The 23,698-nt window shown below is 71.1% G+C and carries 25 protein-coding genes; 14 read left to right on the forward strand and 11 right to left on the reverse strand.

All coding sequences use genetic code 11. The annotated features are described in order from the left end of the window. Positions 1-52: 52 nt before the first annotated feature. On the reverse strand, positions 53-2,398 hold the full coding sequence (locus tag BM314_RS15520; protein WP_020092796.1) for an amylo-alpha-1,6-glucosidase: 2,346 nt from the start codon (positions 2,396-2,398) through the stop codon (positions 53-55). Positions 2,399-2,546: 148 nt separating this feature from the next. Further along, positions 2,547-3,677, reverse strand: a complete 1,131-nt coding sequence (locus BM314_RS15525) for a glycosyltransferase family 4 protein (RefSeq protein ID WP_091978839.1) — start codon at positions 3,675-3,677, stop codon at positions 2,547-2,549. A gap of 466 nt (positions 3,678-4,143) precedes the next feature. Here BM314_RS15525 and rpmI point away from each other — a divergent pair, with 466 nt between their 5' ends. The 5 genes from rpmI to BM314_RS15550 all read left to right on the forward strand — a co-directional run bounded on the left by rpmI (position 4,144) and on the right by BM314_RS15550 (position 9,418). Next, positions 4,144-4,347, forward strand: a complete 204-nt coding sequence (gene rpmI, locus BM314_RS15530; protein ID WP_007561407.1) for a 50S ribosomal protein L35 — start codon at positions 4,144-4,146, stop codon at positions 4,345-4,347. Between the two features lie 51 nt (positions 4,348-4,398). After that, entirely contained in the window at positions 4,399-4,776 is a 378-nt protein-coding gene (rplT, locus tag BM314_RS15535; RefSeq protein WP_012320099.1) for a 50S ribosomal protein L20, read from the forward strand. Between the two features lie 149 nt (positions 4,777-4,925). Beyond that, positions 4,926-6,008, forward strand: a complete 1,083-nt coding sequence (gene pheS / locus BM314_RS15540) for a phenylalanine--tRNA ligase subunit alpha (RefSeq protein ID WP_091978841.1) — start codon at positions 4,926-4,928, stop codon at positions 6,006-6,008. Between the two features lie 98 nt (positions 6,009-6,106). Next, a complete protein-coding gene (pheT, locus tag BM314_RS15545) occupies positions 6,107-8,527 on the forward strand; it encodes a phenylalanine--tRNA ligase subunit beta (protein ID WP_091978843.1) in 2,421 nt (806 codons plus the stop codon). Between the two features lie 9 nt (positions 8,528-8,536). Then, on the forward strand, positions 8,537-9,418 hold the full coding sequence (locus tag BM314_RS15550) for a DUF1186 domain-containing protein (RefSeq protein WP_091978845.1): 882 nt from the start codon (positions 8,537-8,539) through the stop codon (positions 9,416-9,418). On the opposite strand, the gene moeB is transcribed toward BM314_RS15550, so the two are convergent. The 3 genes from moeB to BM314_RS15565 all read right to left on the reverse strand — a co-directional run bounded on the left by moeB (position 9,407) and on the right by BM314_RS15565 (position 12,505). After that, positions 9,407-10,192, reverse strand: a complete 786-nt coding sequence (gene moeB, locus BM314_RS15555; RefSeq protein ID WP_091978847.1) for a HesA/MoeB/ThiF family protein — start codon at positions 10,190-10,192, stop codon at positions 9,407-9,409. The two genes, BM314_RS15550 and moeB, sit on opposite strands and share 12 nt — an antisense overlap. 304 nt (positions 10,193-10,496) lie before the next feature. Further along, entirely contained in the window at positions 10,497-11,018 is a 522-nt protein-coding gene (infC, locus tag BM314_RS15560; protein WP_020092802.1) for a translation initiation factor IF-3, read from the reverse strand. Between the two features lie 200 nt (positions 11,019-11,218). Beyond that, positions 11,219-12,505, reverse strand: coding sequence for a glycosyltransferase family 4 protein (locus tag BM314_RS15565; protein ID WP_091978849.1), 1,287 nt, complete (start codon positions 12,503-12,505; stop codon positions 11,219-11,221). 107 nt (positions 12,506-12,612) lie between these two features. Here BM314_RS15565 and BM314_RS15570 point away from each other — a divergent pair, with 107 nt between their 5' ends. Further along, positions 12,613-13,380 (forward strand): alpha/beta hydrolase, encoded by a 768-nt coding sequence (locus tag BM314_RS15570; RefSeq protein ID WP_091978851.1) that lies wholly within the window; start codon positions 12,613-12,615, stop codon positions 13,378-13,380. A 41-nt stretch (positions 13,381-13,421) separates the two neighbouring features. Here BM314_RS15570 and BM314_RS15575 read toward each other — a convergent pair whose 3' ends face one another. Both BM314_RS15575 and BM314_RS15580 read right to left on the reverse strand, forming a co-directional pair. Next, positions 13,422-13,706, reverse strand: a complete 285-nt coding sequence (locus tag BM314_RS15575) for a BQ00720 family protein (RefSeq protein WP_091978853.1) — start codon at positions 13,704-13,706, stop codon at positions 13,422-13,424. 101 nt (positions 13,707-13,807) lie between these two features. After that, entirely contained in the window at positions 13,808-14,236 is a 429-nt protein-coding gene (locus BM314_RS15580) for an Hsp20 family protein (RefSeq protein ID WP_012320108.1), read from the reverse strand. Positions 14,237-14,649: 413 nt separating this feature from the next. On the opposite strand from BM314_RS15580, the gene BM314_RS15585 reads away from it, so the two are divergent. The 7 genes from BM314_RS15585 (at position 14,650) to BM314_RS15615 (ending at position 18,929) form a co-directional block, all read left to right on the forward strand. Continuing rightward, positions 14,650-15,129, forward strand: a complete 480-nt coding sequence (locus BM314_RS15585) for a hypothetical protein (RefSeq protein ID WP_091978855.1) — start codon at positions 14,650-14,652, stop codon at positions 15,127-15,129. A gap of 74 nt (positions 15,130-15,203) precedes the next feature. Then, positions 15,204-15,674 carry a Tat pathway signal protein gene (locus BM314_RS15590; protein WP_091978857.1) on the forward strand — a complete coding sequence of 157 codons (471 nt, stop codon included), beginning with the start codon at positions 15,204-15,206 and terminating at the stop codon, positions 15,672-15,674. A 132-nt stretch (positions 15,675-15,806) separates the two neighbouring features. Then, on the forward strand, positions 15,807-16,496 hold the full coding sequence (locus tag BM314_RS15595; RefSeq protein WP_020092809.1) for a MotA/TolQ/ExbB proton channel family protein: 690 nt from the start codon (positions 15,807-15,809) through the stop codon (positions 16,494-16,496). 54 nt (positions 16,497-16,550) lie between these two features. After that, complete coding sequence (locus BM314_RS15600) at positions 16,551-17,045, forward strand: ExbD/TolR family protein (RefSeq protein ID WP_056527994.1); 495 nt, start codon at positions 16,551-16,553, stop codon at positions 17,043-17,045. Between the two features lie 4 nt (positions 17,046-17,049). Next, positions 17,050-18,045 (forward strand): cell envelope integrity protein TolA, encoded by a 996-nt coding sequence (tolA, locus tag BM314_RS15605; protein WP_056527992.1) that lies wholly within the window; start codon positions 17,050-17,052, stop codon positions 18,043-18,045. 299 nt (positions 18,046-18,344) lie between these two features. Next, complete coding sequence (locus tag BM314_RS15610) at positions 18,345-18,662, forward strand: hypothetical protein (protein WP_020665400.1); 318 nt, start codon at positions 18,345-18,347, stop codon at positions 18,660-18,662. A 6-nt stretch (positions 18,663-18,668) separates the two neighbouring features. Continuing rightward, positions 18,669-18,929, forward strand: a complete 261-nt coding sequence (locus BM314_RS15615; protein WP_056527989.1) for a BrnA antitoxin family protein — start codon at positions 18,669-18,671, stop codon at positions 18,927-18,929. A gap of 42 nt (positions 18,930-18,971) precedes the next feature. Here BM314_RS15615 and BM314_RS15620 read toward each other — a convergent pair whose 3' ends face one another. The 3 genes from BM314_RS15620 to BM314_RS15630 are packed head-to-tail and all read right to left on the reverse strand — an operon-like array spanning position 18,972 to position 20,727. Beyond that, on the reverse strand, positions 18,972-19,454 hold the full coding sequence (locus BM314_RS15620; protein WP_091978859.1) for a YaiI/YqxD family protein: 483 nt from the start codon (positions 19,452-19,454) through the stop codon (positions 18,972-18,974). Continuing rightward, on the reverse strand, positions 19,451-19,654 hold the full coding sequence (locus BM314_RS15625; RefSeq protein ID WP_056527984.1) for a hypothetical protein: 204 nt from the start codon (positions 19,652-19,654) through the stop codon (positions 19,451-19,453). The genes BM314_RS15620 and BM314_RS15625 overlap by 4 nt, the downstream gene beginning before the upstream one ends. Then, on the reverse strand, positions 19,654-20,727 hold the full coding sequence (locus BM314_RS15630) for an adenylate/guanylate cyclase domain-containing protein (RefSeq protein WP_056527981.1): 1,074 nt from the start codon (positions 20,725-20,727) through the stop codon (positions 19,654-19,656). The genes BM314_RS15625 and BM314_RS15630 overlap by 1 nt, the downstream gene beginning before the upstream one ends. 297 nt (positions 20,728-21,024) lie before the next feature. On the opposite strand from BM314_RS15630, the gene BM314_RS15635 reads away from it, so the two are divergent. Beyond that, positions 21,025-21,864 carry an aldo/keto reductase gene (locus tag BM314_RS15635; RefSeq protein WP_056527978.1) on the forward strand — a complete coding sequence of 280 codons (840 nt, stop codon included), beginning with the start codon at positions 21,025-21,027 and terminating at the stop codon, positions 21,862-21,864. A 13-nt stretch (positions 21,865-21,877) separates the two neighbouring features. On the opposite strand, the gene BM314_RS15640 is transcribed toward BM314_RS15635, so the two are convergent. After that, a complete protein-coding gene (locus tag BM314_RS15640; RefSeq protein WP_091978861.1) occupies positions 21,878-23,428 on the reverse strand; it encodes a GGDEF domain-containing protein in 1,551 nt (516 codons plus the stop codon). Between the last annotated feature and the right edge of the window lie 270 nt (positions 23,429-23,698).

A 23,698-nucleotide genomic window follows, 5' to 3' on the forward strand; every position in this document is an offset into this window, starting at 1 on the left:
GCGCGGCCCGCTTAACCCGAAGCGGGCCGCCCCGGAACTCCCGTCCCGGGCCCTACTTGGTCACCACGACCTGCACGTCGCCGTGGCGGCGCTGCACCGACACGGTGACGTCGTCGTCGTAGCGCTGGAACCGGATGTCCAGGCGTGAGCCGCCGAGCTTGACGTTGTAGAGCGTCACGCCGTCGAGGAAGCCCGGCAGGATCGGGTTCTTGAGCCGGACGCGGTTGCGCTCGTGGTCCAGTTCGAGGCCGAGGCAGGCCGCCAGGAACGCGAACGGCGCCGCCGCCGCCCATGCCTGCGGGCTGCAGGCGACCGGGTACGAGACCGGTCCGCGCTGCTTGCGGCGCATGAAGCCGCAGAACAGCTCCGGCAGCCGCTTCTGGTCCTGGTAGAGCGAGGTGTCGAACATCCCCTGGAAGATGCGCGCGGCCTCGTGCTTGCGGTCGTAGCGGGCCAGACCCATCGCGATCAGCGCGTTGTCGTGCGGCCAGATCGAGCCGTTGTGGTAGGACATCGGGTTGTAGCGCGCCTCGCCCTTGGCGATCGTGCGCACGCCCCAGCCGTTGAAGCCATCCTTGCACAGCAGCGTCTCGGCGACCCGCGCCGCCCGCTCCGGCTTGGCGATGCCGGTGAACAGGGCGTGGCCGGCATTGGAGGAGCGCACCGCGCACTGCTTCTTGGCGCCGTCGAGCGCCAGCGCGTAGGTGCCGATCTCCTCGTTCCAGAACGCCGCGTCGAACCGCTCGCGCAGGCTCGCCGCCTCCTGGGTGAGGCGCTCCGCCATCGGGTCGTGGCCGAGGAGCGCCGCGAGCTTCGCCATGCCGTTCTTGGCGGCGTAGACGTAGCCCTGCACCTCGCAGAGGGCGATCGGGCCCTTGGCCAGGTGACCGTCGGTGTGGAAGATCGAGTCGTGGCTGTCCTTCCAGCCCTGGTTCTCCAGACCCTTGTCGGTGTCGCGGGCGTACTCGACGAAGCCGTCGCCGTCGCGGTCGCCGTAGCGGTCCATCCATTCGAGCGCGAGTTCGAGGGCCGGCCAGATCGCCCGCACGGTCTCGAGGTCGCCCGTGACCGCGTAGTACTCCCAGGCCAGCATCACGAAGAGCGGCGTGCCGTCGATGGTGCCGTAATAGTGCCGGAACGGCACCTCGCCGAGCATCGCCATCTCGCCGCGCCGGGTCTCGTGGAGGACCTTGCCGGGCTGCGCGTCGGCGGCTGGATCGACCGCCTTGGCCTGGGTCGAGGCGAGGTAGCGCAGCACGCCCCGGGCGAATTTCGGGTCGATCCAGAGCGCCATCATCGCGGTGATGATGCCGTCGCGCCCGAACACCGTGGAGTACCAGGGGATGCCGGCGAAGGGGTAGATGCCCTCCGGGGTTCGGCTCGCGAGCATGTAGAGGTCGGCGGTCGCCCGGCACAGCCCCTCGTTGAACTGGTCGTTCGACGAGATGATCGTGGTGATGCCCGCCGTCAGCGCCCGCAGGTCGCGCCGCGAATCGCGGTAGGCGCGGGCGAAGATCGTCCCCTCGCCGAGATCCTTCGGCTCGCGCCGGGCACCGCCGGCATTGGCGGCGAGCGTCAGCTTTGCGGCCGCGTCCTCGCCGACCATCGTGTCGGTCGGGGGCTTGGTGAAGGCCCGGTGCGCCTCGAAGGTGACGCGGATGAACAGGGAGGTCCGGCCCTCCGGCGGGAGCGACACGTCGAACACCACCTTGCCGGGCTCGATCGAATCGGGCTTCGGGCCGAAATGCAGGGAGGTCGTCCGGACGATCTCGTCCAGGCCGACGTAGCGGAACTGCACCTCTCGGTCGCTCGCCACGAGCACGCCGCGCTTGCCGCGCTCCTGTCGATCTGTCCCGCGAACCTCGAAGAGGTCGCGGAAATCCGCGTCGAAGGTGACGGCGATGCGCAGGCGCCGGTGCTTCGAATCGTAGGAGCGGAGGCCGATCCGGTCGTAGCAGGCGCCGCGGAACAGGAACTTGGTGCGCTCGATCGCGATCGTCTCGCGGGGGATCGAGGTCTCGTCGTGGGCGTCGATGCGGATATCGGGCGTCGTCATGTCGACGCTGAGCGCGCCGTTATCGTCCTGCATCACCGAGGAAAGCATCAGCGGGCGCTGGCCCTCGACCGTCACCTCCAGGCGCGAGAGGTAGCGCGTGTCCTGGAAATAGAGGCCTTCCGGGCCGGGCTGGACGCCGATATCGCCGTAGGAATCGAGGACGCCGAAGGCTTCGCCGAACTTCAGCGAGCGCAGCGGCCGCTCGACCAGGGAGGTCTGCGCCTCGATGTGATAGGTCGGGAGGACGTCGTCCGCGTCCTGGAATCCGTGCGCCACGCTTCCGGCGCTCGCCGCGGTCCGGGCCTTCGCATCGTGGGCCGCTGCCGTGTTGTCCGCCGCCATGCAGGGCATCTCCGGGTGCAAGTGAGGGGTGCGAATCGAGAGGGCTGCTGCATCCCTTCGATGCAGCAGCCCTTGTTCACCCTACGGATGAGTCGCCTTTAAGACGCTAGGCCGAGCCGGACCCGCCTCGCAAGCCCGGTGCCGGTTTTCAGGCCGGCATGGCGGCGACCGGGATCGCCGGACGCGCGGAACCGTTGACCTCACCGTACTGCGGCATGAAACCGGACTTCGGCAGCTTGATCACGTCGGCGCCGCGGGCGAGCAGGTCCTCGTAGGCGGCGACGTACTTCTTCACCATGCACTCGGCGGTGAAGGCGCTCTCGAAGTGGCGGCGCACGCCGGCGCGGCTCATGGTCTTCACCTTGGCGACCGCGGCCACGGCGTCGTCCATGCTCTCGCAGAGAACGCCGCCCACGCCGTCCTTGATGACCTCCGGCACGGAGCCGTTCCGGAACGCGATCACCGGGGTGCCGGCTGACATCGCCTCGATCATCACGAGGCCGAAGGGCTCGGGCCAATCGATCGGGAAGGCGAGCGCCAGGGCATTGCCGAGAAAGTCCTTCTTCTGCTCCTCGTTGATCTCGCCGATGTACTCGATCAGCGGGTGGTGGATCATCGGCTCGATGACCTCGTCCCAGTAATCCTGGTCGGCCTTGTCGACCTTGGCGGCGATCTTCAGGGGCGTGCCGGAGCGGATCGCCATCTCGATCGCGCGGTCGGGCCGCTTCTCGGGCGAGATCCGGCCGAGGAAGGCGAGATAGCCGCCCTTGGCGTCCGGGTAGTACGGGCAGTTCTCGGCCGGCAGGCCGTGATGGATCGTCGCCAGCCAGTTGGAGGTCGGCGGCATGGGCAGGCGCTGGTTGTCGGAGATCGAGACCAGCGGCATGCCCGTGAAGGTGCGGTAGACCGGCATGAAGTCCGGCACGTCCAGGCGACCGTGCATCGTGGTGATGCACTTATGGTTCAGATCCTCGAACATCGGGTACTGAAGCAGGTCGATGTGGAAGTGCAGGATGTCGAACTCGTGCGCGCGGCGGTGCACCTGATGCAGCATCGCCAGGTGGCTGGCCGTGTGATCCCGGTAGCCGAGCAGGCGCAAGCCTTCGGGCGTGCAGGCCGCGAGCTTGGCAGTCGTCTCGGAGTCACCGCTCGCGAACAGCGTGACTTCGTGGCCCTGGCGAACCAGTTCCTCTGTAATCCAGCTGACGACGCGCTCGGTGCCGCCGTAGAACTTCGGAGGGACGGCCTCCGACAACGGAGCGATCTGGGCAATGCGCACGAAGTGTCTCCTGGTTGGCCAATTTGACGGGGAGTCTAACCCTGCCGGCCTGAGCGGGACATGAATGAAACCGACGGCTAAGGTTATGGTTCCTGGCGCACCCGCTGTCCCTCGCCGTTTTGTGCGGCGCGCAAGCCGTCCCCGAATTCCTCCGAATCAGCACGGGCGAAACGGCCGCTGCCCCGCCGTTGCCGGCTCGCCGGCGCGAATGTCGTGCAGAGAAGCCCGGTCCCAGGGCTCGATACGCCGGAGCCCGGCGACGCGTTCCCCCGGATCTCGATCTCGTGCTCCGATCCGCGGGCGTTGCCGCCGCGTCAGCTTTCTGTCATAAGCCGCCCCGCGTCGAACCGCCCGGCCGATAGGGCTGCCGTGGCGGCTCGTGCTGCTCCACCAGAAGCATCAGCGCGCGAACCTCATCCGATCCTCCCGGATCGGTCCGGGATCATTTCGCGCAACGGAGAGCCAAATGCCCAAGTTGAAGACGAAATCGGGCGCGAAGAAGCGCTTCAAGATCACCGGCACCGGCAAGGTGATGTACGCCCAGGCCGGCAAGCGCCACGGGATGATCAAGCGGACGACCAAGCAGATCCGCAACCTGCGCGGCACCACGACCCTGTTCGAGGGCGATGCCGCCAACGTGAAGAAGTACTTCCTGCCGAACGCGCGGTAAGTCCTTCAGCACCCGTTGCCACTGTCTTTCGTCGAATCCAGGAGATAACCGATGGCCCGCGTCAAGCGCGGCGTGACCAGTCACGCGAAGCACAAGAAGGTTCTGAAGGCCGCCAAGGGCTATTACGGCCGGCGCAAGAATACGATCCGCATCGCCAAGCAGGCGGTCGAGAAGGGCATGCAGTATGCCTACCGCGACCGCAAGAACAAGAAGCGCACGTTCCGCGCCCTCTGGATCCAGCGCCTCAACGCGGCGGTCCGCGAGCACGGCCTGACCTACTCTCGCTTCATCGACGGCCTGGCGAAGTCCGGCATCGTCGTCGACCGCAAGGCCCTGTCGGAGCTGGCGATCCACGAGCCGGCGAGCTTCGCCGCCGTCGTCGAGAAGGCGAAGGCCGCGCTGCCGCAGAACACCGCCAAGGCCGCCTGATCCAGGCCTGAGGCGAGACGGACGGAAGGCGCGGTTCCCCAGGGAGCCGCGCCTTCGTCGTTTACGAGGTCCCGCGCTTGCGCCGGCGCCCGCAACGCGCGAGAGCACGGCCCGACGGCCGACTCCGCCAACCCTGCTCGAAGACAGCGATGACCGATCTCGACACCCTGGAACGCGACCTCCTGGCCCAGGTGAGCGCGGCCTCCGACGAGGCCACCCTCGACGCGGTCCGCGTCGCCGCGCTCGGCAAGAAGGGCAGCGTCTCGGATCTGCTGAAGACGCTCGGGTCGATGACGCCGGAGGAGCGCAAGGAGCGCGGGCCCCTGATCAACGGGCTGCGCGACCGGGTCCAGGGCGCCGTCACCGCCCGCAAGACCGAACTCGCCGAAGCCACCCTGGAGGCCCGCCTCGCCTCCGAGCGGGTCGACGTGACCCTGCCGGTCCGCGAGGCCCCCGAGGTGCGCGGCCGGATCCACCCGATCTCCCAGGTGATCGACGAGATCACCGCGATCTTCGCCGACATGGGCTTCGCGGTCGCCGAGGGTCCGGACATCGAGACGGACGAGCTGAACTTCACGGCGCTCAATTTCCCGCCCGGCCACCCGGCGCGCGAGATGCACGACACCTTCTTCCTGGCGCCCGACCGCGACGGGCAGCGCAAGGTGCTGCGCACGCACACCTCGCCCGTGCAGGTGCGGACCATGCGGGCGCAGACGCCGCCGATCCGCGTGATCATCCCGGGGCGGACCTACCGGCACGATTCCGACCAGACCCACACGCCGATGTTCCACCAGGTCGAGGGGCTGGTGATCGACAAGGCGGCCAACATCGCCAACCTGAAATGGGTGCTGGAGGAGTTCTGCAAGGCGTTCTTCGAGGTGGAGGGCGTGAAGATGCGCTTCCGCCCGTCCTTCTTCCCCTTCACCGAGCCCTCCGCCGAGGTCGACATCCAGTGCTCGCGCAAGGGCGGCGAGATCCGCTTCGGCGAGGGTGACGACTGGCTGGAGATCCTGGGTTGCGGGATGGTCCACCCGAACGTGCTGCGCAATTGCGGGCTCGACCCGGACGCCGTGCAGGGCTTCGCCTTCGGCGTCGGCATCGACCGCATCGCCATGCTGAAATACGGCATGCCGGACCTGCGCCCGTTCTTCGAGGCCGACGTTCGCTGGCTCGACCATTACGGCTTCCGCCCGCTCGACGTGCCGAGCCTCGTGGGCGGCCTCACGGGCTGAGCCGCCCCGGCCCCGCCGCGGCCCCCCGGCCCCGGCGACGGCCCCGCGATCCTGTTCCTCCGACGGTCGAGCCGATACCGGGCTCTCGAAGGTCCATCATGAAATTCACCCTCTCCTGGCTCAAGGACCACCTCGACACCGGGGCCTCCCTCGACACCGTCGCCGAGACGCTCACGCGGATCGGCCTGGAGGTGGAGGGCGTCGAGGACAAGGCCGCCGCGCTCAAGCCCTACGTGATCGCCCGGATCCTGACAGCCGAGCAGCACCCGAACGCCGACCGGCTCCGGGTCTGCACGGTCGACACCGGCGCGGGCGCGCCCGTGCAGGTGGTCTGCGGCGCCCCGAACGCCCGGGCCGACCTCGTCTCGGTCTTCGCGCCGCCCGGCACCTACGTCCCGGGCAAGAACATCACCCTGTCGGTGGGCACGATCCGCGGCGTCGAGAGCCACGGCATGCTGTGCTCGGGCGCCGAGCTCGGCCTCGGCGACGACCATGACGGCATCCTGGAACTCCCGACCGACGCGCCGGTCGGCCAGGCCTACGCGCTCTATGCCGGGCTCGACGATCCGGTCATCGAGATCAACCTGACGCCGAACCGGCCGGACTGCACCGCCGTCCACGGCATCGCCCGCGACCTCGCGGCGGCCGGCCTCGGCACGCTCAAGGGCGAGACGCTGCCGGGCCTGCGCGGCGAGGGTCCCTGCCCGGTCGCGGTCGAGCTGGCCCTCGATCCGGCCGACCGGCACCTCGCCCCGATGTTCGCCTTGCGGCTCGTGCGCGGCGTCCGGAACGGCCCGTCGCCGGCCTGGATGCAGGCCCGGCTGCGCGCCATCGGCCTGCGGCCGATCAACAGCCTCGTCGACATCACCAACTACGTCACCTTCGACCGCGGGCGGCCACTGCACGTCTTCGACGCCGCCAAGGTCGCCGGCACGCTGACCGTGCGGCGGGCGCGGGCGGGCGAGAGCCTGCGCGCCCTCGACGGCCGGACTCACACGCTGACCGACGACACCGTGGTGATCGCCGACGCGAACGGCGTCGAATCCATCGCCGGCATCATGGGCGGCGAGGCGTCGGGCTGCGACGCCGGCACCACGGACGTGCTGATCGAGTCGGCCCTGTGGGACCCGACCAACATCGCCCAGTCGGGCCGACGGCTCGGCATCATCACCGACGCGCGCTACCGCTTCGAGCGGGGCGTCGACCCGGCCTTCACGGTTCCCGGCCTCGACCTCGCGACGCGGCTGGTGGTCGATCTCTGCGGCGGAACGCCGACCGAGGCGCACGTCGCCGGCGCGCCGCCCGAATCCCGGCGCAGCATCGACTTCCCCTGGACCGAGGTCCGCCGCCTCGCCGGCCTGGACGTGCCGCGCACCGAAATGCAGCAGATCCTCGAGACGCTGGGCTTCCACGTGTCCGGCACCGGGGACCGGGTGACGGTGCTGCCCCCGTCCTGGCGGCCCGACGTCGAGGGCAAGGCCGACCTCGTCGAGGAGGTCGTCCGCATCGCCGGGCTCGACCGGATCGTGGCCGAGCCCCTGCCGCCGCTCGCCGGGATCGGCCGCCCGCTGCTCACCGTGATGCAGAAGCGGACCCGCCTCGCCAAGCGCGCCCTGGCGAGCCGCGGCCTCATGGAGGCGGTCACGTGGTCGTTCGTGCCGCACGACGACGCCGTCCTGTTCGGCGGCGGCGGGGCCGACCTGGTGCTGGCCAACCCGATCGCCTCGGAGCTGTCCGACATGCGGCCGAGCCTGGTGCCGGGCCTCCTGCGCGCGGCGCAACGCAATGCCGACCGCGGCTACCCGGACGCCGCCCTGTTCGAGGTCGGCCAGTGCTTCGCCTCCGACGTGCCGGAGGGCCAGACCGTCCGCGCGGCGGCGGTCCGCCGCGGCGGCGCGACCCTGGCCGGCGCCGGGCGGCACTGGGACGGCACGGCGGCGACCGTCGACGCGTTCGACGCCAAGGCGGACGCCATCGCGTTGCTCGGCAGCCTGGGCGTGCCGACCGGCGGCCTCCAGATCACGCCCGGCGGCCCGTCCTGGCTGCATCCCGGCCGCTCCGGCACGCTGCGCTTCGGTCCGAAGACGGAGATCGGCTGGTTCGGGGAGGTGCATCCGCGAACGCTGCAGGCCCTCGACCTGAAGGGAACGCTCGTGGCCTTCGAGATCGTCCTCGACGCCCTGCCCCTGCCCAAGCTCAAGCCGACCAAGGCCAAGGCCGCCCTGGCACTGTCGGAATTCCAGCCGCTGTCGCGGGACTTCGCCTTCGTGGTCGGCCGCGACGTGCCGGCGGGGGACATCGTCAAGGCCGCCCAGAACGCCGAGCGCAAGCTGGTGACGGGTGTCGACGTGTTCGACCTCTACGAGGGGCCGGGCGTGCCGGACGGCGCGAAGTCGGTGGCGATCGCGGTGCGTCTCCAGCCCGTCGAGCGGACCCTGACCGACGCGGAGATCGAGGCTGTGAGCGCCAGGATCGTCGCCGAGGTCACCCGCAAGACGGGCGCGACGCTCCGGGCCTGAGGCGCCGCCATGGACCGGATCGCCCTGCTCATCGACGACCTCGCGGCGGCCGAGTACCGGCCGAAGGCGGCGTTGCGGGAGGCCCTGAACCACCCCGCCGCCGTGGCGGAGGCGACGCTGCCGCTGCTGGAGGCGGCCGCCGACGGGCGCGAGCTGGCAGCGGAGGAGACGAACCTCCTGTTCTGGGGCCTGCACGTCATGGCCCATGCCCGGGACACGCGCGCTCTCGCGCCGCTCCTCAGGCTGCTCCGGCACGACGAGGAGACCCTCGACGCGGTGCTGGGTGACGCCGTCACGGCGACGCTGGCCAAGGTCGTGGCGAGCCTGTTCGACGGCGATCCGCAGCCGCTGTTCCGGCTGATCCTGGACAGCACGGTCGACGATCACGCGCGCATGGCGCTGATGTGCGCCTGCACCTTCCTGACCCTGGAGGGACGGATCGACCGGGCCGCGATGCACGACCTGCTGGTCCGTTTCGACGACGCGCAGGCCGCCGTGGAGGACGGGCCGGCCTGGGTCGGCTGGGAGGAGACGATCGCGCATCTCGGCTTCCGGGACCTCGCGCCCCGCGCGGCCGCGGCCCGCGCCGACGGACGGCTCACCGACGAAATCAGCGACGCCGGGTGGTTCAAGGAGGCCCTGCGCAAGGCGGAGACCAAGCCGGACGACCGGGACCGGCTCGGGCCCTACCAGTACGGCTACCTCGACGATCCGGTCGAGGCTCTCGACTGGGCCGAGGAGGGCGCGGGCGAGCCGCAGCGCAACCCGTTCAAGGATGTCGGCCGCAACGATCCCTGCCCCTGCGGCTCGGGCAAGAAGTTCAAGAAGTGCTGCCTCGGCAAGGCGGAGGCGGAGGGGCCTTGGATGCCGCCGGAACCCCTAGGCCGCTGAGGCGCCGCTGCCGCTGAGCGGGTTCTCGGGATCCCAGCCGTAGCTCAGGGTCTCGAACCGCATGGCGCGGGCGTCGACCATGAGGAGGCGCCCGACGAGGGGCTCGCCGAAGCCCGCCACGGCCCGGATCACCTCCATGGCCATCAGCGAGCCCATGACGCCGGCGAGCGCGCCGAGCACGCCGGCCTCCGCGCAGGCGGGCACGCTGCCGGGCGGCGGCGGGTTCGGGAAGAGGCAGCGATAGGTCGGGTTCGGGGTCCCGTCGGGCCCCGTCTCGTGGGCCCGGATCGTGGTCAGCGTGCCGTCGAAGCGGCCCAGAGCCGCCGTGACCAGCGGCCGACGCGCCCGGAAGCAGGCGTCCGACACCGCGTAGCGCGTGGCGAAATTGTCGGACCCGTCCGCCACGAGGTCGTAGCCGGCGATCAGGTCGACGGCGTTGTCCGCGTCGATCCGGTACGGGTGCGGGACCACCGACACGTGCGGGTTGAGGCGCGCCACCGCGTCGGCCGCGCTCTCGACCTTCGGCCGACCGAGATCCGGCGTCCCGTGGATCACCTGCCGCTGCAGGTTCGACAGGGAGACCGTGTCGTCGTCGACGAGGCCGATCGTGCCGATCCCCGCGGCGGCGAGGTACTGGATCAGCGGCGCGCCGAGGCCGCCCGCCCCAACGACGAGGATCCGGGCGGCCTTGAGCCGGGCCTGACCGGGACCGCCGACCTCCGCGAGGACGAGGTGGCGGGCGTAGCGTTCGATCTCATCGGGAGCGAGGGCCATAGGCTGCCCATAGACTGCCGTGGCCGCGCATGGAAGGATCGGGCGCGTCTCGAAGGCTCGTCGGAATCTCGGCCGACGCTTCAACCTCGTCATCGCGAGCGTAGCGAAGCGACCCAGGTCAGCGGGACGTCACTCAGCGCAGCGCAACACTGGGTGGCTTCGCTCCGCTCGCAAAGACGGCGGTGCAGTGATCAGCAAGAAGCGATATAGCCCCGCACGATCCGCTGTTCGACGGCTCGGAACGCGAAACGCCGCCCCCGGGTGAGGAGGCGGCGCGGGTCTCGCGTCTCTGGATCCGGGCCGCTCAGCGCGGCGCGAGGATCATGATCATCTGCCGGCCTTCGAGCATCGGCTCGCTCTCGACCTTGGCGATCTCGGCGGTCTCGCTCTTCACGCGCTCCAGGAGGCGCAGACCGATATCCTGGTGAGCCATCTCACGACCGCGGAAGCGCAGGGTCACCTTGACCTTGTCGCCCTCCTCGAAGAAGCGGTGCACCGACTTCATCTTGGTGTCGTAGTCGTGCTTGTCGATGCCGGGGCGGAGCTTGATCTCCTTCACCTCGACGGTCTTCTGCCGCTTGCGGGCCTCGTTCTGCTTCTTCTGCTCGTTGAAGCGGAAGCGCCCGTAATCGAGCAGCTTGCAGACGGGCGGCACGGAGTTCGGCGCGATCTCCACGAGATCGAGACCGGCCTCCTCGGCCAGATTGAGGGCGTCGAAGAAGGGAACGACGCCGCGGTTCTGCCCGGTGTCGTCGATCAGCTGCACTTCCCGCACACCGCGAATGTCGCGGTTGGCGCGCGGCCCGTCCTTCTGCGGGGCCGGCATGGCTCTCATCGGTCTACGAATGGCTTAGGTCTCCTGCTGCAACGGCGAAACGGCGGATCTTCAGGAAGATCTCCTGACCGCCAGCCGCTCCGGTCTCATCCGGACATACAACGTTGGTGGAACCGCGGCCAGAGTCAACCGGCTACCATCGCGACGCCGGAAATAATCGGCCGCCGCGTCGCGATTCGAGTCCGATGCCCTCAGGTCGAACGGCCGAGCAGCTCGGCGTAGACCGCCAGCGTGTCGCCGACCATCCGCTCCAGGGAGAAGTGCGCCTCGACATGCGCGCGGCTGCGCCGACCGAGGGCGTCGCGGGCGCTCGCGCCGAGGGAGAGGGCCTCGGTCAGAGCGGCGGCGAGCGCGGCCGGGTCGCCGGGCGGCACGCGCCATCCGGTGCGCTGGCCGGCGGGGGTCTCGGGCGGTGCCAGCACCGTCTCCGGCACCGCGCCGAGATCCGAGACGACCACGGGTGCGCCGAGCGCCTGCGCCTCGACGGCCGAGCGGCCGAAGGCCTCGGGCTCCACGGACGGCACCGCCACCACCGATGCGGCGCGGAAGGCCGCCGGCATGTCGGTGCAATGCCCGACCCTGCGGACGATGCCCTCGAGCCCGCGCGCGGCGATCAGTGCGTCGAGCTCGCGCTCGTAGGCGGCGCGGCCCTGCGGGTCCCCCGCGAGGACCACGGCCAGGTCCGGGACGCCGCGATCGCGCATCCGCGCGGCGGCCTCGATCAGCACGCGGTGGCCCTTCCAGGCCGTGAGGCGGGCGGCCAGCAGGATCACCCGCTCGTGCGGCGCCACGTTCCAGCTCCGGCGCAGCGCCTCGACCCGGGCGGCCCCGACCGCCACCGGGTTGAACACCGCGAGGTCGGTGCCGCGGTGGATGACCCGCACGCGGTCGCCGGCCTGCTCGGCGTGCAGCCGGTGGATCAGGTCCGCGGTGTAGTGCGAGTTGGCGATCACCACGTCGCCGCGGGCCATGATCGAGTTGTAGAGAACCTTCACGCCGGTCCGGCCGGAATAGCTGCCGTGATAGGTGGTCACGAACGGGAGCCCGAGCCGGCGCGCCGCCCCGAGGGCGACCCAGGCGGGCGCGCGGGAACGGGCGTGGATGATCTGCACCTTCTCGCGGCGGCAGAGCGCCATCAGCCGCAGGACATTCACCGCCATCGACGCCGGGTTCTTCGACGCGGCCGGGAATCGGAGCCAGTGCCCGCCCTTGGCCTGCAACTCGCCGACGAGCCGTCCGCCCTCGGTCGCCACCAGGGCGCGGGCGCCCACGGCCGCGAGACCGCCCGCGACGTCGACGGTGGTGCGCTCGGCGCCGCCCGCGTCGAGTTCGGGGATGATCTGCAGGATTCGCGCGCCGACCAGCGCCCCGACCTCCGCCGGGAAACCCGACAGGGCGTGGGGTCCGTCGCCCGTTCGCGGGCCCTCGGCGAGGACGCGCAGGCCCCCGGCCGGTATCTGCCAAATGCTCGCTGTCATTGATCCAGCATCGCCGCCGGGCTTTACGGTCCGGTAAACGAGAGTTGAAGCCGAACCGTTCAGGACCGGACTTCTTCCATGTCGAGACAGGGATACCGGAGAGTACGATGACGGATACGGCCCCCGAGTTCCTGACCGTCGGCATCGGCGACGCGGCCCGCCGCATCGCCGTGCGGGTGCGCGCGGGCGGCGGGCCGCCGGTGGTCTGGCTCGGCGGCTTTCGCTCCGACATGACCGCGACCAAGGCGACGGCGCTCGATGCCTGGGCCGAACGGACGGGCCGGGCGCTCCTGCGGTTCGACTACGCCGCGCACGGTGCCTCGGGCGGCACCTTCACGGACTGCACCATCTCGTCGTGGCTCGAGGACGCGCAGGCGGTCCTGGCGGCCTACGTGACGGAGGCGCCGGTGCTCGTCGGCTCGTCGATGGGCGGCTGGATCGCCTGCCTGGCGGCCCGCGACCGGGCCGCGCGCGGGGAGGCCACGGCGGGGCTGGTGCTCATCGCGCCGGCCCTCGACTTCACCGAGGAGCTGATCTGGAACCGCCTCAGCGAGGCGGCGCGCGCCATGCTGATCCGCGACGGCGTTCTCAGGAAGCCCAGCGACTACGCGCCGGAGCCGGACCCGATCACGCGGGCCCTGATCGACGACGGCCGCAGACACTGCATGCTGGGCGGCCAAGTCGATCCGGGCTGCCCGGTGCACATCCTCCAGGGCATGCGGGACACCGACGTCCCCTACACGCACGCCCTGAGGATCCTCGACCGCCTGCCGGCCGAAGGGACGGTGCTGACGCTGATCGCCGACGGCGACCACCGCCTGTCGCGGCCGCAGGACATCGCGCGGCTCGTGGCGGCGGTGGCCGAGATCGCCTGACCGGTCTCCCGGCCAGGCCTCTCAGCGGGTCGGGTGCAGGGTCAATGCAGGCTGACGGGCTGCAGGTCGTGCGCGGCGGCGTTGGCCAGCACGACGTCCCGCGAATCGGCGAGCAGGATCGGCGCGCCGCTCGCCGAGAGCAGGGCGAACAGGTCGAGGCCGGGCGTCAGCTCGGGGGCCTGCGGGAAGAAGCGGCGGACCTCGTCGGACCGGATCGGCCGGACGTAGGCGATGTGCCCCTCGCCCAGCGCCGCGAGATCGGCCGGCTGGAAATCGGCCGGATCGAGATCGGCGGGGGTCAGAGGAGACGGATTCAGATCGGTCATAAAGCCCTCCTGGGGTGGCAGAGCGTCCACCGCCGATCCTGAAGGCATCGGCGGCTCCACCCTGATGTGGGGATCCGCGCCGGCCAATCAATCGGTCGGCGTCAGCCGCGGGCGCCGATATCGATCTTGCGCACGATGCGGTCCGGCTCCGGCCGGACCAGATCGATCGACAGGAGGCCGTTGGCGAGGTCGGCGCCGAGCACCTCCATGCCGTCCGCGAGCAGGAAGGCCCGCTGGAACTGCCGCGCCGCGATGCCGCGGTGCAGGAAGTGGCGCTCGCGCTCGTCGACCTGCCGGCCGCGCACGACGAGCTGGCTCTCCTCCAGCATCACGTCCAGCTGATCGCGGGTGAAGCCGGCCACCGCCAGGGTGATCCGCAGGCGCTCGGGCTCGCTCTCGGTGCGGGGCAGGCGCTCGATGTTGTAGGGGGGGTAGCCGTCGTTGGCGGCCTTGGAGACCCGGTCGAGGGCCTGCTCGATCTCGTCGAAGCCGAGCAGGAACGGGTGCCCGAAGGGCGAGGATCGAGTCATCGCGGCCATCATCCAGAAAGCGAAGCCTCCGACCCCGGGATCTGCCGCAATCCCAGGATGCTCGAGCACCTCGTCGACAGGAGCCCGCCCGGGGCAGCGCTCCGCCGGACGCGACGACGCCGGCGATTCGGAGATATGGCCAAGGCCTTCCGGGCCATCAAGGGAGGGGACCGGAATCGACGGCGACCCGTGGTCGCGCATTTCCGGGAAGTTTCGGCAAATTTATGCGGGATCGATAGGCAAAGCCTGCAACGGCCACGCTTTCTTCTAACAGTTTGGAACTGCTCTGATTTTCTCGCCGGGCCTTGATCCGGGCGGCGGGCCTGGATACTGCCGCGGCAGGCGACGATCCGGCTCCCGAGCTCGATCGCCGCGATCCATTTCCGCGAGGCGCCGGAGCCGTGAGCACGCCCATGACCCCGTCGGACCACGCGGCGATGCGGCGCGTCGCAGACGTGTGCGGCGACGAGGCCGACATTCTGGCCCTGTCGGTGGCCCGCTTCGTGGCGGCCGGCTACATGACCAGCGACGTCGCCTGCTGGAACGCGGCCTTCGACGGGGCCGAGCAGTTGCTCGGGCCGACGGAAGGGTGCCGCTTCGTCGCCTGCGTGGTCGCGATCATCCGGGCGCTCCGCACGGAACGCGACGGCGACTGGTCGTTCATGCCAGCGAGCTGCTGCCGCGTGACCGGCCACGAATGCGCGCTGGTGAAGCTGATCAACCGGGGCCGGCAGCGCCTCTGGGCGGATCTCGAGGCCGCCGCGGCCGAGATCACCGGCCAGGACGCGGCGCCGCGCCTCGTGGCGGCGGTCCGCGCCGCGGTCGGGCCGCTCGACGCGGCGGCCGAGCGCCTCGCCCCGGCCTCCTGCCCCGCCGGAACGGTGCTGCACTGATCCGGCTCCCCGTCACCCCGGACCGCGCGGCCCGAGCCGCCGGCCGGCGCGAACTCGAAGAGGACTTTGTCACGGTGCTTGCCCTGCGCGCTCCCCTGTACCGCCGTCGGATCGGGCGTGTCGCCCTCGACACGGCGGCCTGCTTCGCGCTCTCGGCGCTGCTCGTCGTGTCGGCCCTGGCGCAGGACGCGTCCGAGAAGGCGCCGATCAAGTTGCAGCTCAACAAGGTCGAGACCGCGGGCGAGGCCTGCCGGATCACCATGGTGATCGACAACAAGGGTTCGGGCCTCAAGTCCTACAAGGTGGATCTCTTCGCCTTCGACCCCGACGGCGTCGCGCAGAAGCGCGTGGCGGTCGAACTCGGGCCGCTGCCGCCGAAGAAGACCACCGTGAAGATCTTCGATTTCCCCGGCATCGCCTGCAACAAGGTCGGTCGCGTCCTCCTGAACGACGTCCTGACCTGCGACGGCGGCGATCCGGGCCGCGAGGCCTGCCTCGAGCGGACCGAGACCGACAGCAAGGCCGGCCTGCCGTTCGACCGCTGATGCGGATGGTGTGACGGCTGACGAGACCAAACCGCCCGGCGGCGAGAGCCGCCGGGCGGCCTGCGGCTTTCGCCGCACCCCGAGACGATGGCGGCGCGACGCCGCGTGAGACCAGGACGCCAGGAGCCCGCGATGGACCCGACACAAGCCCCGATCGAGGCGGCCCACGACTTCTCGTTCCTCGGCCTGTTCCTGCAGGCCGACCCGATCGTGAAGGGCGTGATGATCCTGCTGGTGATCGCCTCGATCGCCTGCTGGACGGTGGTGTTCGAGAAGGTCATCCGGCTCGCCGCCGCGCGGCGCCAGGCCAAGGCCTTCGCGAATCTGGTCCGCTCCGGGGGCAGCCTCGACGGCGAGCATCGCGGCATCGCCGGCCACGTGGTGAAGGCGGCGATCGACGCGTGGCGCGATCAGGATTCCTCCGAGACCCGGGCCGAGCGCCGCGACCGCATCGAGCGGGCGATGAAGGGCGCCCTCGCCATCGAGGTGAAGCGCCTGCGCACCGGCCTGTCGCTGCTGGCGACCTCCGGCTCCACGGCCCCGTTCGTCGGCCTGTTCGGCACCGTCTGGGGCATCATGAACTCGTTCTCGTCCATCGCCCGGAGCCAGGACACCTCCCTCGCCGTCGTGGCGCCGGGCATCGCGGAGGCGCTGTTCGCCACGGCGATCGGTCTCGTCGTCGCGATCCCGGCGGTGATGGCCTACAACAAGCTTTCGAGCGACGTGAGCGGCATCCAGAGCACCTTCTCGTCCTATATCTCGGTCCTGGGCAACCGCCTCGCGCGCGACCGCGCCGGCGCCCACCGCGCGGCCGCCGAGTAGCGCGGCCGGCGCCAGCCCCCAGAGAGCCGAACGTAAAGGTACCGGAGACGCCCCATGGCGATGGGATCCATTCGCGCGAACGACGACGACGACCTCGACGATGTGCCGATGTCCGACATCAACGTCACCCCGATGGTCGACGTGATGCTCGTGCTGCTGATCATCTTCATGGTCGCCGCACCGCTGATGACCACTGGCGTGCCGGTCCAGCTGCCGAAGACCGCGGCGCCCAAGGTCGCGCAGTCGAAGAAGCCCGCCGAGGTGACGGTCGACAAGGACGGCAACCCGTCCATCGCCAAGGAGGTGTTCACGATGGAGAGCATCGTGCCGCGCCTGCGCGAGATGGCGGCGGCCGACAAGGATCAGGTGATCCTCGTGCGCGGCGACCGCGACGTGCCCTACGGCAAGGTCATGGAGGTCATGGGCCTCGTCGGGCAGGCCGGCTTCACCAAGGTGTCGCTGATCGCGCAGTCGCCCGGCGGCGCCGCTCCGGCCTCGCCTGGCGCCGCCCCGGCCGCCCCCGCTGCCCCCGCAGGGACCGCGCGCTGAGCCGATGAGCACCTACACGTCGACGGATATGCCGGCCGGTCTCGGCGAGCGCCGCCCGTCCGGGCTGCTCGCCGCTTTCCTGGTCGCCCTCGGGCTGCACGCCTGCGTGCTCGCCGCCGTGATGTTCCTGCGGCTCTCCCCGCCCGCACCGCCCGGCGAGCAGCAGATCACCGTCGACCTCGCGCCGCTCATGACCGACGCGGCCACCGAGGCCCCGGCGGAGCAGCAGATGAGCCAGGAAGCCCCGCCGGAGGCGAAGCCGGTGGACACGCCGCCCGACGAGGCCGTCCAGCCGCCGCCGCCGACCGAGATGACCGAGGTGAAGCCGGAGGACACCCAGGCGGTCGAGATGCCGCAGGAGGCTCAGCCCGTGGAGGCGCAGAGCCAGGTGATCACCTCCGCGTCCGAGGCCGCCGAGCCGCTGGCGCCGCCGCCCACCGAGGTCGCCAAGTCCGAGGAGCCGCCCAAGCCGACGCCCGATCCGGCGAAGCTGAAGGCGGAGCGCGAGGCCAAGCTGCGCAAGATCCGGGAGGAGAAGCTCCGCGAGCAGAAGCGCGAGGAGGCGCGGCAGGAGCGCCTGGAGGAGATCCGCGAGGCCAAGGCCAAGGCTGCGCGCGAGGCGAAGGCGCGCGAGGCCAAGGCACGGGCTGGCGCCGAGCGGAGTTCGGCGTCGGCCTCGCGGGCTAACGCGGCCGGCCGGGCCGCCGCGGGCAACGATCCGAGCGCCATGCGCCAGTGGCAGGGCGCCATCAGCGCGGCGATCCACAGCCGGATGAACGTGAACGCGGCCGTCGGCACCGGCGGCGGGACCGCGGTGGTGCGCTTCACCGTGATGCGCTCGGGTCAGGTGACGGGCGCCGGCGTGGCCCGGTCCAGCGGCGTCGGCCAGATCGACAGCGCCGCCCTCGCGGCGGTGCGCGGCTCGATGCCGGCGGCGCCCCCCGGCGTGACGCAGTCCAGCCTGTCGGTCTCCATTCCGCTCAACTTCCGCGTGCGCTGATCGGAGGACGATCCGGGCCGGATCCCGCCCGGCCGACCGCGAGCCCGATCCGGATCGTCCGGCGAACGCGTACGAATGGTGTGCGCCGTCAGTCCCACCCGGCGATCCGGATTCGCCATCGGCCGCGCGGGCATGCTAAAGCCTTCGTGAACCTGCCTTCCCCGCGCGCCTGACGGCGATGCGGGAGGGCGCCGATCCGGCCTTGCCCCCCGCCCCTCGAACAGGCCGGACCCGCTCAGACCCCGTCCCGCGCAGGCTGCGCCGGGTCGGACCCGTCGAGCCGGGGTGAAAGGGACAGGATGAACGACGACACTGAGTACGACCTCGACGAGGTGAATGCCACCCGCGACGCGGAGGCGGAAGCCAAGACCCGGGCGGAGAACCGCGCCGAGCGCGCGGAACGGGCGGAGCGCATGGCTCGCGAGGGCGCCCAGGCGATGGCGGAGCACCACGCGGCCATCAAGGCGATGGACGAGCGGACGGTGCGGCTGCGCTCGCTCCGGCTCGCCAAGGAGGCCGCGGACGCGCAGGCCAAGGCGGCCGAGAAGGAAGCCAAGGCGGCCGCCAAGGGCAGCGCGAAGAAGGCCGCGCCGAAGAAGACGACCGCGAAGGGCTAGAGGTCGATGGCCGAAGACCGCAACCGCCGCCGCTTCACCGACCCGCGCGCGGCAGCCGAGGCGGCCTTCCGGGCCGCGACGAGCCCGAAGACGGCCGCTCCGCCGCCTCAGGCCGCGCCGCGGCCGGCAACGGTCCCAGGATCTCGGGAAGTGGTGAGCCTGCGCCTCGACAGCGCCGTGCTCGCGCATTTCCAGAAAGACGGCCCGGGCTGGCAGGACCGCATCAACGAGGCGCTCAAGGCCCTCGTCCCGGCGGCCGAGGCCTGAGACCTCCCGCGCGGGGAACGCCGTCGCGCCTGGGACCGGTGCTCAGACCGGCTTCGGCCGCTCGCGCAGGATCCGGTTCACCGCCCGGTCGAGGGCGGACAGGAAGGCCGACCGGTCGGCGCGCGAGAACGGTTTCGGCCCGCCCGTGATGGTCCCGGCCTCGCGCAACGATTGCATCAAGTCGCGCGTCGCGAGGGCGAGACCGATCCCGGCCTCGCTGAACGGCTTCCCAGTGAACGCCAGGACCGTGGCGCCGGCCTTCACGCAGCGCGCGGCCAGCGGAACGTCGGCGGTGAGGACGATGCTCCCGGGTCCGGCCCGCGCGGCGATCCAGTCGTCGGCGGCGTCGAGTTCCGGGCCGACGACCACGCGCTCGATCCAGGGCTCGCGCGGCAGGTTCAGCACGCTGTTGGCGACGACGTGGACGGTCAGGCCGTAGCGCTCGGCGACCCGGTAGGTCTCGTCCTTGACCGGGCAGGCATCGGCGTCGAGGTAGATCGGCGGGCGCGCCGGCGCGTCGCTCATGGCCGGGGCACCAGCTTCGAGGTGAAACCCGCCAGGATCAGGAGCACGCCCAGGGCGAACTGGCCGTGCTCGATATCGCCGCCCACCGACAGAACGACGGCGCGGCCGAAGACCGCGAGCCCGATCAGCGGCAGCCCGAAGCGCAGCGCCATCTTCACGGCGATCAGGGTGTTCGCCCGCGCGGTGCTCGCCCCGGCCATCAGCGGGCGACCGCGGCGCGGCGCGGCGCCAGATCCGCCACGGGCGCGGTCTCGGCGGGTCCGCGCTCGAGCGTCGCCACCGACAGCGGCGCGCCGCGGCCGCGGAGCGCGTGGGCGCCGAGGGACCGTGCCCGGACGCCGGCCGGAAGGCGCGGGAGGCGGTTGAGCAGATCCTGCGAGATCAGGATGCCGACGCCCAGCGGGCGGCACAGGGCCTCGATCCGCGACGTCACGTTCACGGCGTCGCCGAAATACGCGATCTTGTGGCGGTCGACCCCGACTTCGGCCGTGACCACCGAGCCGCCGTGCAGCGCCGCCCGGAGCCGCGGGACCGTCCCGAACCGGGCGGTCCAGGCCGCGGCGTCGGCCTCGATCCGGTCGAGCACCTCGAACACGCAGGTCACGCAGCGCGCGTCCTTCAGGCCACGGGCCATCGGCCACGTCACCATGGCGAGATCGCCGATATAGTCGTCCACCGAGCCGCCGTTGCGCCGCACCGGCTCGGCGAGCGTGGCGAACACGGCGCTGAGATATTCCTGCGCGCGCAGGTCGCCGTGGGTCTCCGCGAAGGCCGTGGAGCCGACCACGTCGAGGAACAGGAAGACCCGCTCCTCCGCCACCGGCTTGTGGTAGCGGCCGATCATGAAGTTCACGAACACCTCGCCGCCGATCAGGTCGCGCATCCGTATGACGAAGACCAGCAGGCCCGACACGGCGAGGGCGTAGGCCAGCACCCGCGCGGTCATGCGGGTCGCGGTCGTGAGGTCGTCCGGTGTCAGGGCGAACGCCCAGACGAGCAGGCCGCCCAGGGCGTTGCCCGCCATGATCATCAGGACGTAGGCGAGTTCCGCGGCCAGCACGTAGAGCCAGGCCGGCAGCCGCCGGATCTTCGCCTGCAGGCCGGCCAGGATCAGCCCGCGGTCGAAGGCCAGCACCGTGGCGCCCATGCAGAGGCCGTACGTGAAGCCGGCGAGGGGCGAGGCGCCGGCCGCGAAGATGATGTTGTAGAGCAACCCCGCGCCGGCCGCCGCCAGCAGGATCAGACCCCAGAATATCCGGTGGGCCGGCAGCATCGAGGCATCTCCAGCATGGCCAGCCGACGGACCGTGCGCGGGTCCGGGCGTCGCGTGGCCCTGCGCGGCGGCACTGCGCGGGGCGGCGCAGACTCGGCGAGCCCGCGCCGCCGGACTTCGGGCATGGGCCTAAAGTTTAGCGCCGCGGGAGGCCGCATGCCATTGCTCAACGCCCCAAGATGGCGCGAGTAAGGCGTGCCGGGTTGTTGCGCGGCCGAGCCGTGATACGCCGGCGGCCCGGGACTCGACCGGACCGCCGCCAGCAACCCCCTGTGACAGCGAAGAGGGAGCGCTGCCATGTACGCCAGGAGCTTCGGCGCGACGCGCGTCTCTGTGCCGGTGATCGGCCAGGGCACGTGGCACATCGACAGTTCGGACCGGACGGACGCGGTCCGGGCGCTGCGGGCCGGGATCGACGCCGGCATGACCCATATCGACACCGCGGAGATGTACGGGGACGCGGAGGCGATCGTCGCCGCCGCCGTCGCGGATTGCCGCGAGGAGGTGTTCCTCGTCTCCAAGGTGGTGCCCGGTAACGCGACGCGCCGGGGCGTCGCGCGGGCCTGTGAGGCGTCGCTCCAGCGTCTGCGGACGGACCGGCTGGACTGCTACCTGCTGCACTGGCCGGGTCAGCACCCGCTCGAGGAGACGATCGCGGGCTTCGAGGATCTGCGCCGGGCCGGCAAGATCCTGTCCTGGGGCGTCAGCAACTTCGACGTCGAGGATCTCGATCGCGTCCGGGCCATCGCGGGGCCGGACCGGATCGCCTGCAATCAGGTCCTCTACCACCTGAACGAGCGGGCCATCGAGCACGCCGTGCTGCCCTGGTGCGAGAAGCACGGCGTCGCCATGGTGGGCTACTCGCCCTTCGGCAGCGGCGACTTCCCCGATCCGGCCAGCGCGGGCGGCCGCGTCCTGGCGGGCATCGCGCAGAACCACGGCACGACGCCCTACGCGGTGGCCCTCGCCTACCTGACCCGGCTGCCGGGCACGTTCACGATCCCCAAGACCGGTCGCCCGGACCGGGCCGTCGAGAATGCCGGCGCGGCGGACCTGCACCTCGGTGCGGCCGAGATCGCCCTGATCGACGCGCATTTCCCGCGTGGACCGCGGCCCCGGATGCTGCCGATGCTGTGAGCCGCGGGGCCGCTCAGGCCCGCAGCGCCAGGGCCACGGGATCCGCCGGCGCGGCGGCGCGGACGCGGTTGCGCCCGGCCTTCTTGGCCGCGTAGAGGGCCCCGTCGGCCGCCGTGAACAGCCCTTCAGGCGGATCGCCGCCGGCCGGGTCGGCACAGGCGACGCCGATGCTCACCGTCGCGATGCCCCCGACCTCCGGGGCGTGGGGGATGCGGAGGTTCACCACGGCCCGGCGGACGCGCTCCGCCGCGACGCTGGCGGCGGTCGCGTCGACGCCCGGCAACAGGGCGACGAACTCCTCGCCGCCGATCCGGAAGCTCAGCCCGGCGGTATCGAGGGAACGTTGCAGGCACTCCGCCACCGCCTTCAGCGCTTCGTCGCCACGCTGGTGACCGAAGCGGTCGTTGAACTGCTTGAAGTGGTCGGCATCGACGATCAACAGCGCCAGGGGCGTCCGCAGCTGTGCGGCCCGCTTCCACTCCACGGCGAAGTGCTCGTCGTAGCTGCGCCGGTTCGGCAGGCCCGTCAGGCCGTCGGTCCGCGCGAGCACGGCGAGCGCGGCGTTGGCCTCGCGGCTGGAGGCTTCCGCGGCCACGTGGCGCCCGACCTCCCGGTGCAGCAGGATCGTCAGGCCGAAGGCGAGGAGGCAGAGGCACAGGATCAGGACGGCGACGATCGCCGCCTTGTAGATCCAGACGCTGCGGATGCTGTCGACGTCCGTCGCCACGGTCACGATCAGCGGCAGGTCGTCGAGGTCGGCGAAGCTGTAGACCCGCTCGACGCCGTCGAGGAACGAGCGTCCCTGGAACTCGCCGCGCGGCTTGGCCCGGTACATCTTGTAGCCGGGGCTCGCGCTGATGTTCTGGCCGAGCGCCTCCGGCCGTGCCGGCGCCCGGATCAGCAGCGTCCCGTCCCGGTGGAAGACGTTCAGAGCGATGCCGTCGTCGAAGTGCAGGCGCTCGAACAGCGCCTGAAAATGCGCGAGCCTGATCGATCCCGACACGATCCCGGCGAATGAGCCGTCGGGCGTCCGGATCCGCCGGGTCATGCGGATGATGGGCTCACCGGTCATGAGAGATACGGTCGGCCCGGACAGGATCAGGCCGCCTTCGGGATTCGACCGATGGAACTCGAATTCCGGCAGCGTGCGCATGTTGGGCCGGGTCCGCACGCCGGGATCGCTCGTCAGCCGGACGTCGCCGGCCGCGTCCGTGACGGCGATCGGACCGAGGCCGGAGCCCGCCACAGCCGTGTCGAACAGCGCCAGGCGCCGAATATCCGGGTCCAGGGCCGCGATGTCGGCGCGGCTCGCGAGCCGTGCGGAGTTCCGCAGCGAGAGGTCGTAGACCCGCAGGCTGTGGCCGACGCCCTCCTCGATCACCGCCAGGAGATTCCCGGCGTTGCGGCGGGCGTTGTGCCAAGCGACGTCCCGCAGGTCCAGGCAGAGATAGACGCCGAGCAGCGCGAGGCAGAGCAGCAGGCATGTGCCGGCCGCCGCGATCAGGCGCGAGGCGCGATCGTCCAGGTGAGCTCTGATCGCTGTAGCGGTCGCGCGCAGGAGCATGGGCTCGATCGGGCTGCCACGAACCGCGCCATTGCGGTTGACGGGCTTACTGTTCACCCGATCTTACATCCACGAAGATTGAAAAAGCGGTTATTGGCAGCACTAAGAAGCGCTGAATCGCCGCTAATACAAATACAGGCCGCCGCGGCTGTCAGTCCCGCCTCGACGCGGTCGCCTTGAGCCGGAGCCCGGGCGTAGTCGCGCGGATGCGCGACGGCGCGCGCCGCGGGCCGCCTCTCGCCCGCGACGCGCGCCGCCGCCTGGTCCCGA

Source organism: Methylobacterium sp. 13MFTsu3.1M2, from assembly GCF_900112625.1.
Classification (GTDB): domain Bacteria; phylum Pseudomonadota; class Alphaproteobacteria; order Rhizobiales; family Beijerinckiaceae; genus Methylobacterium.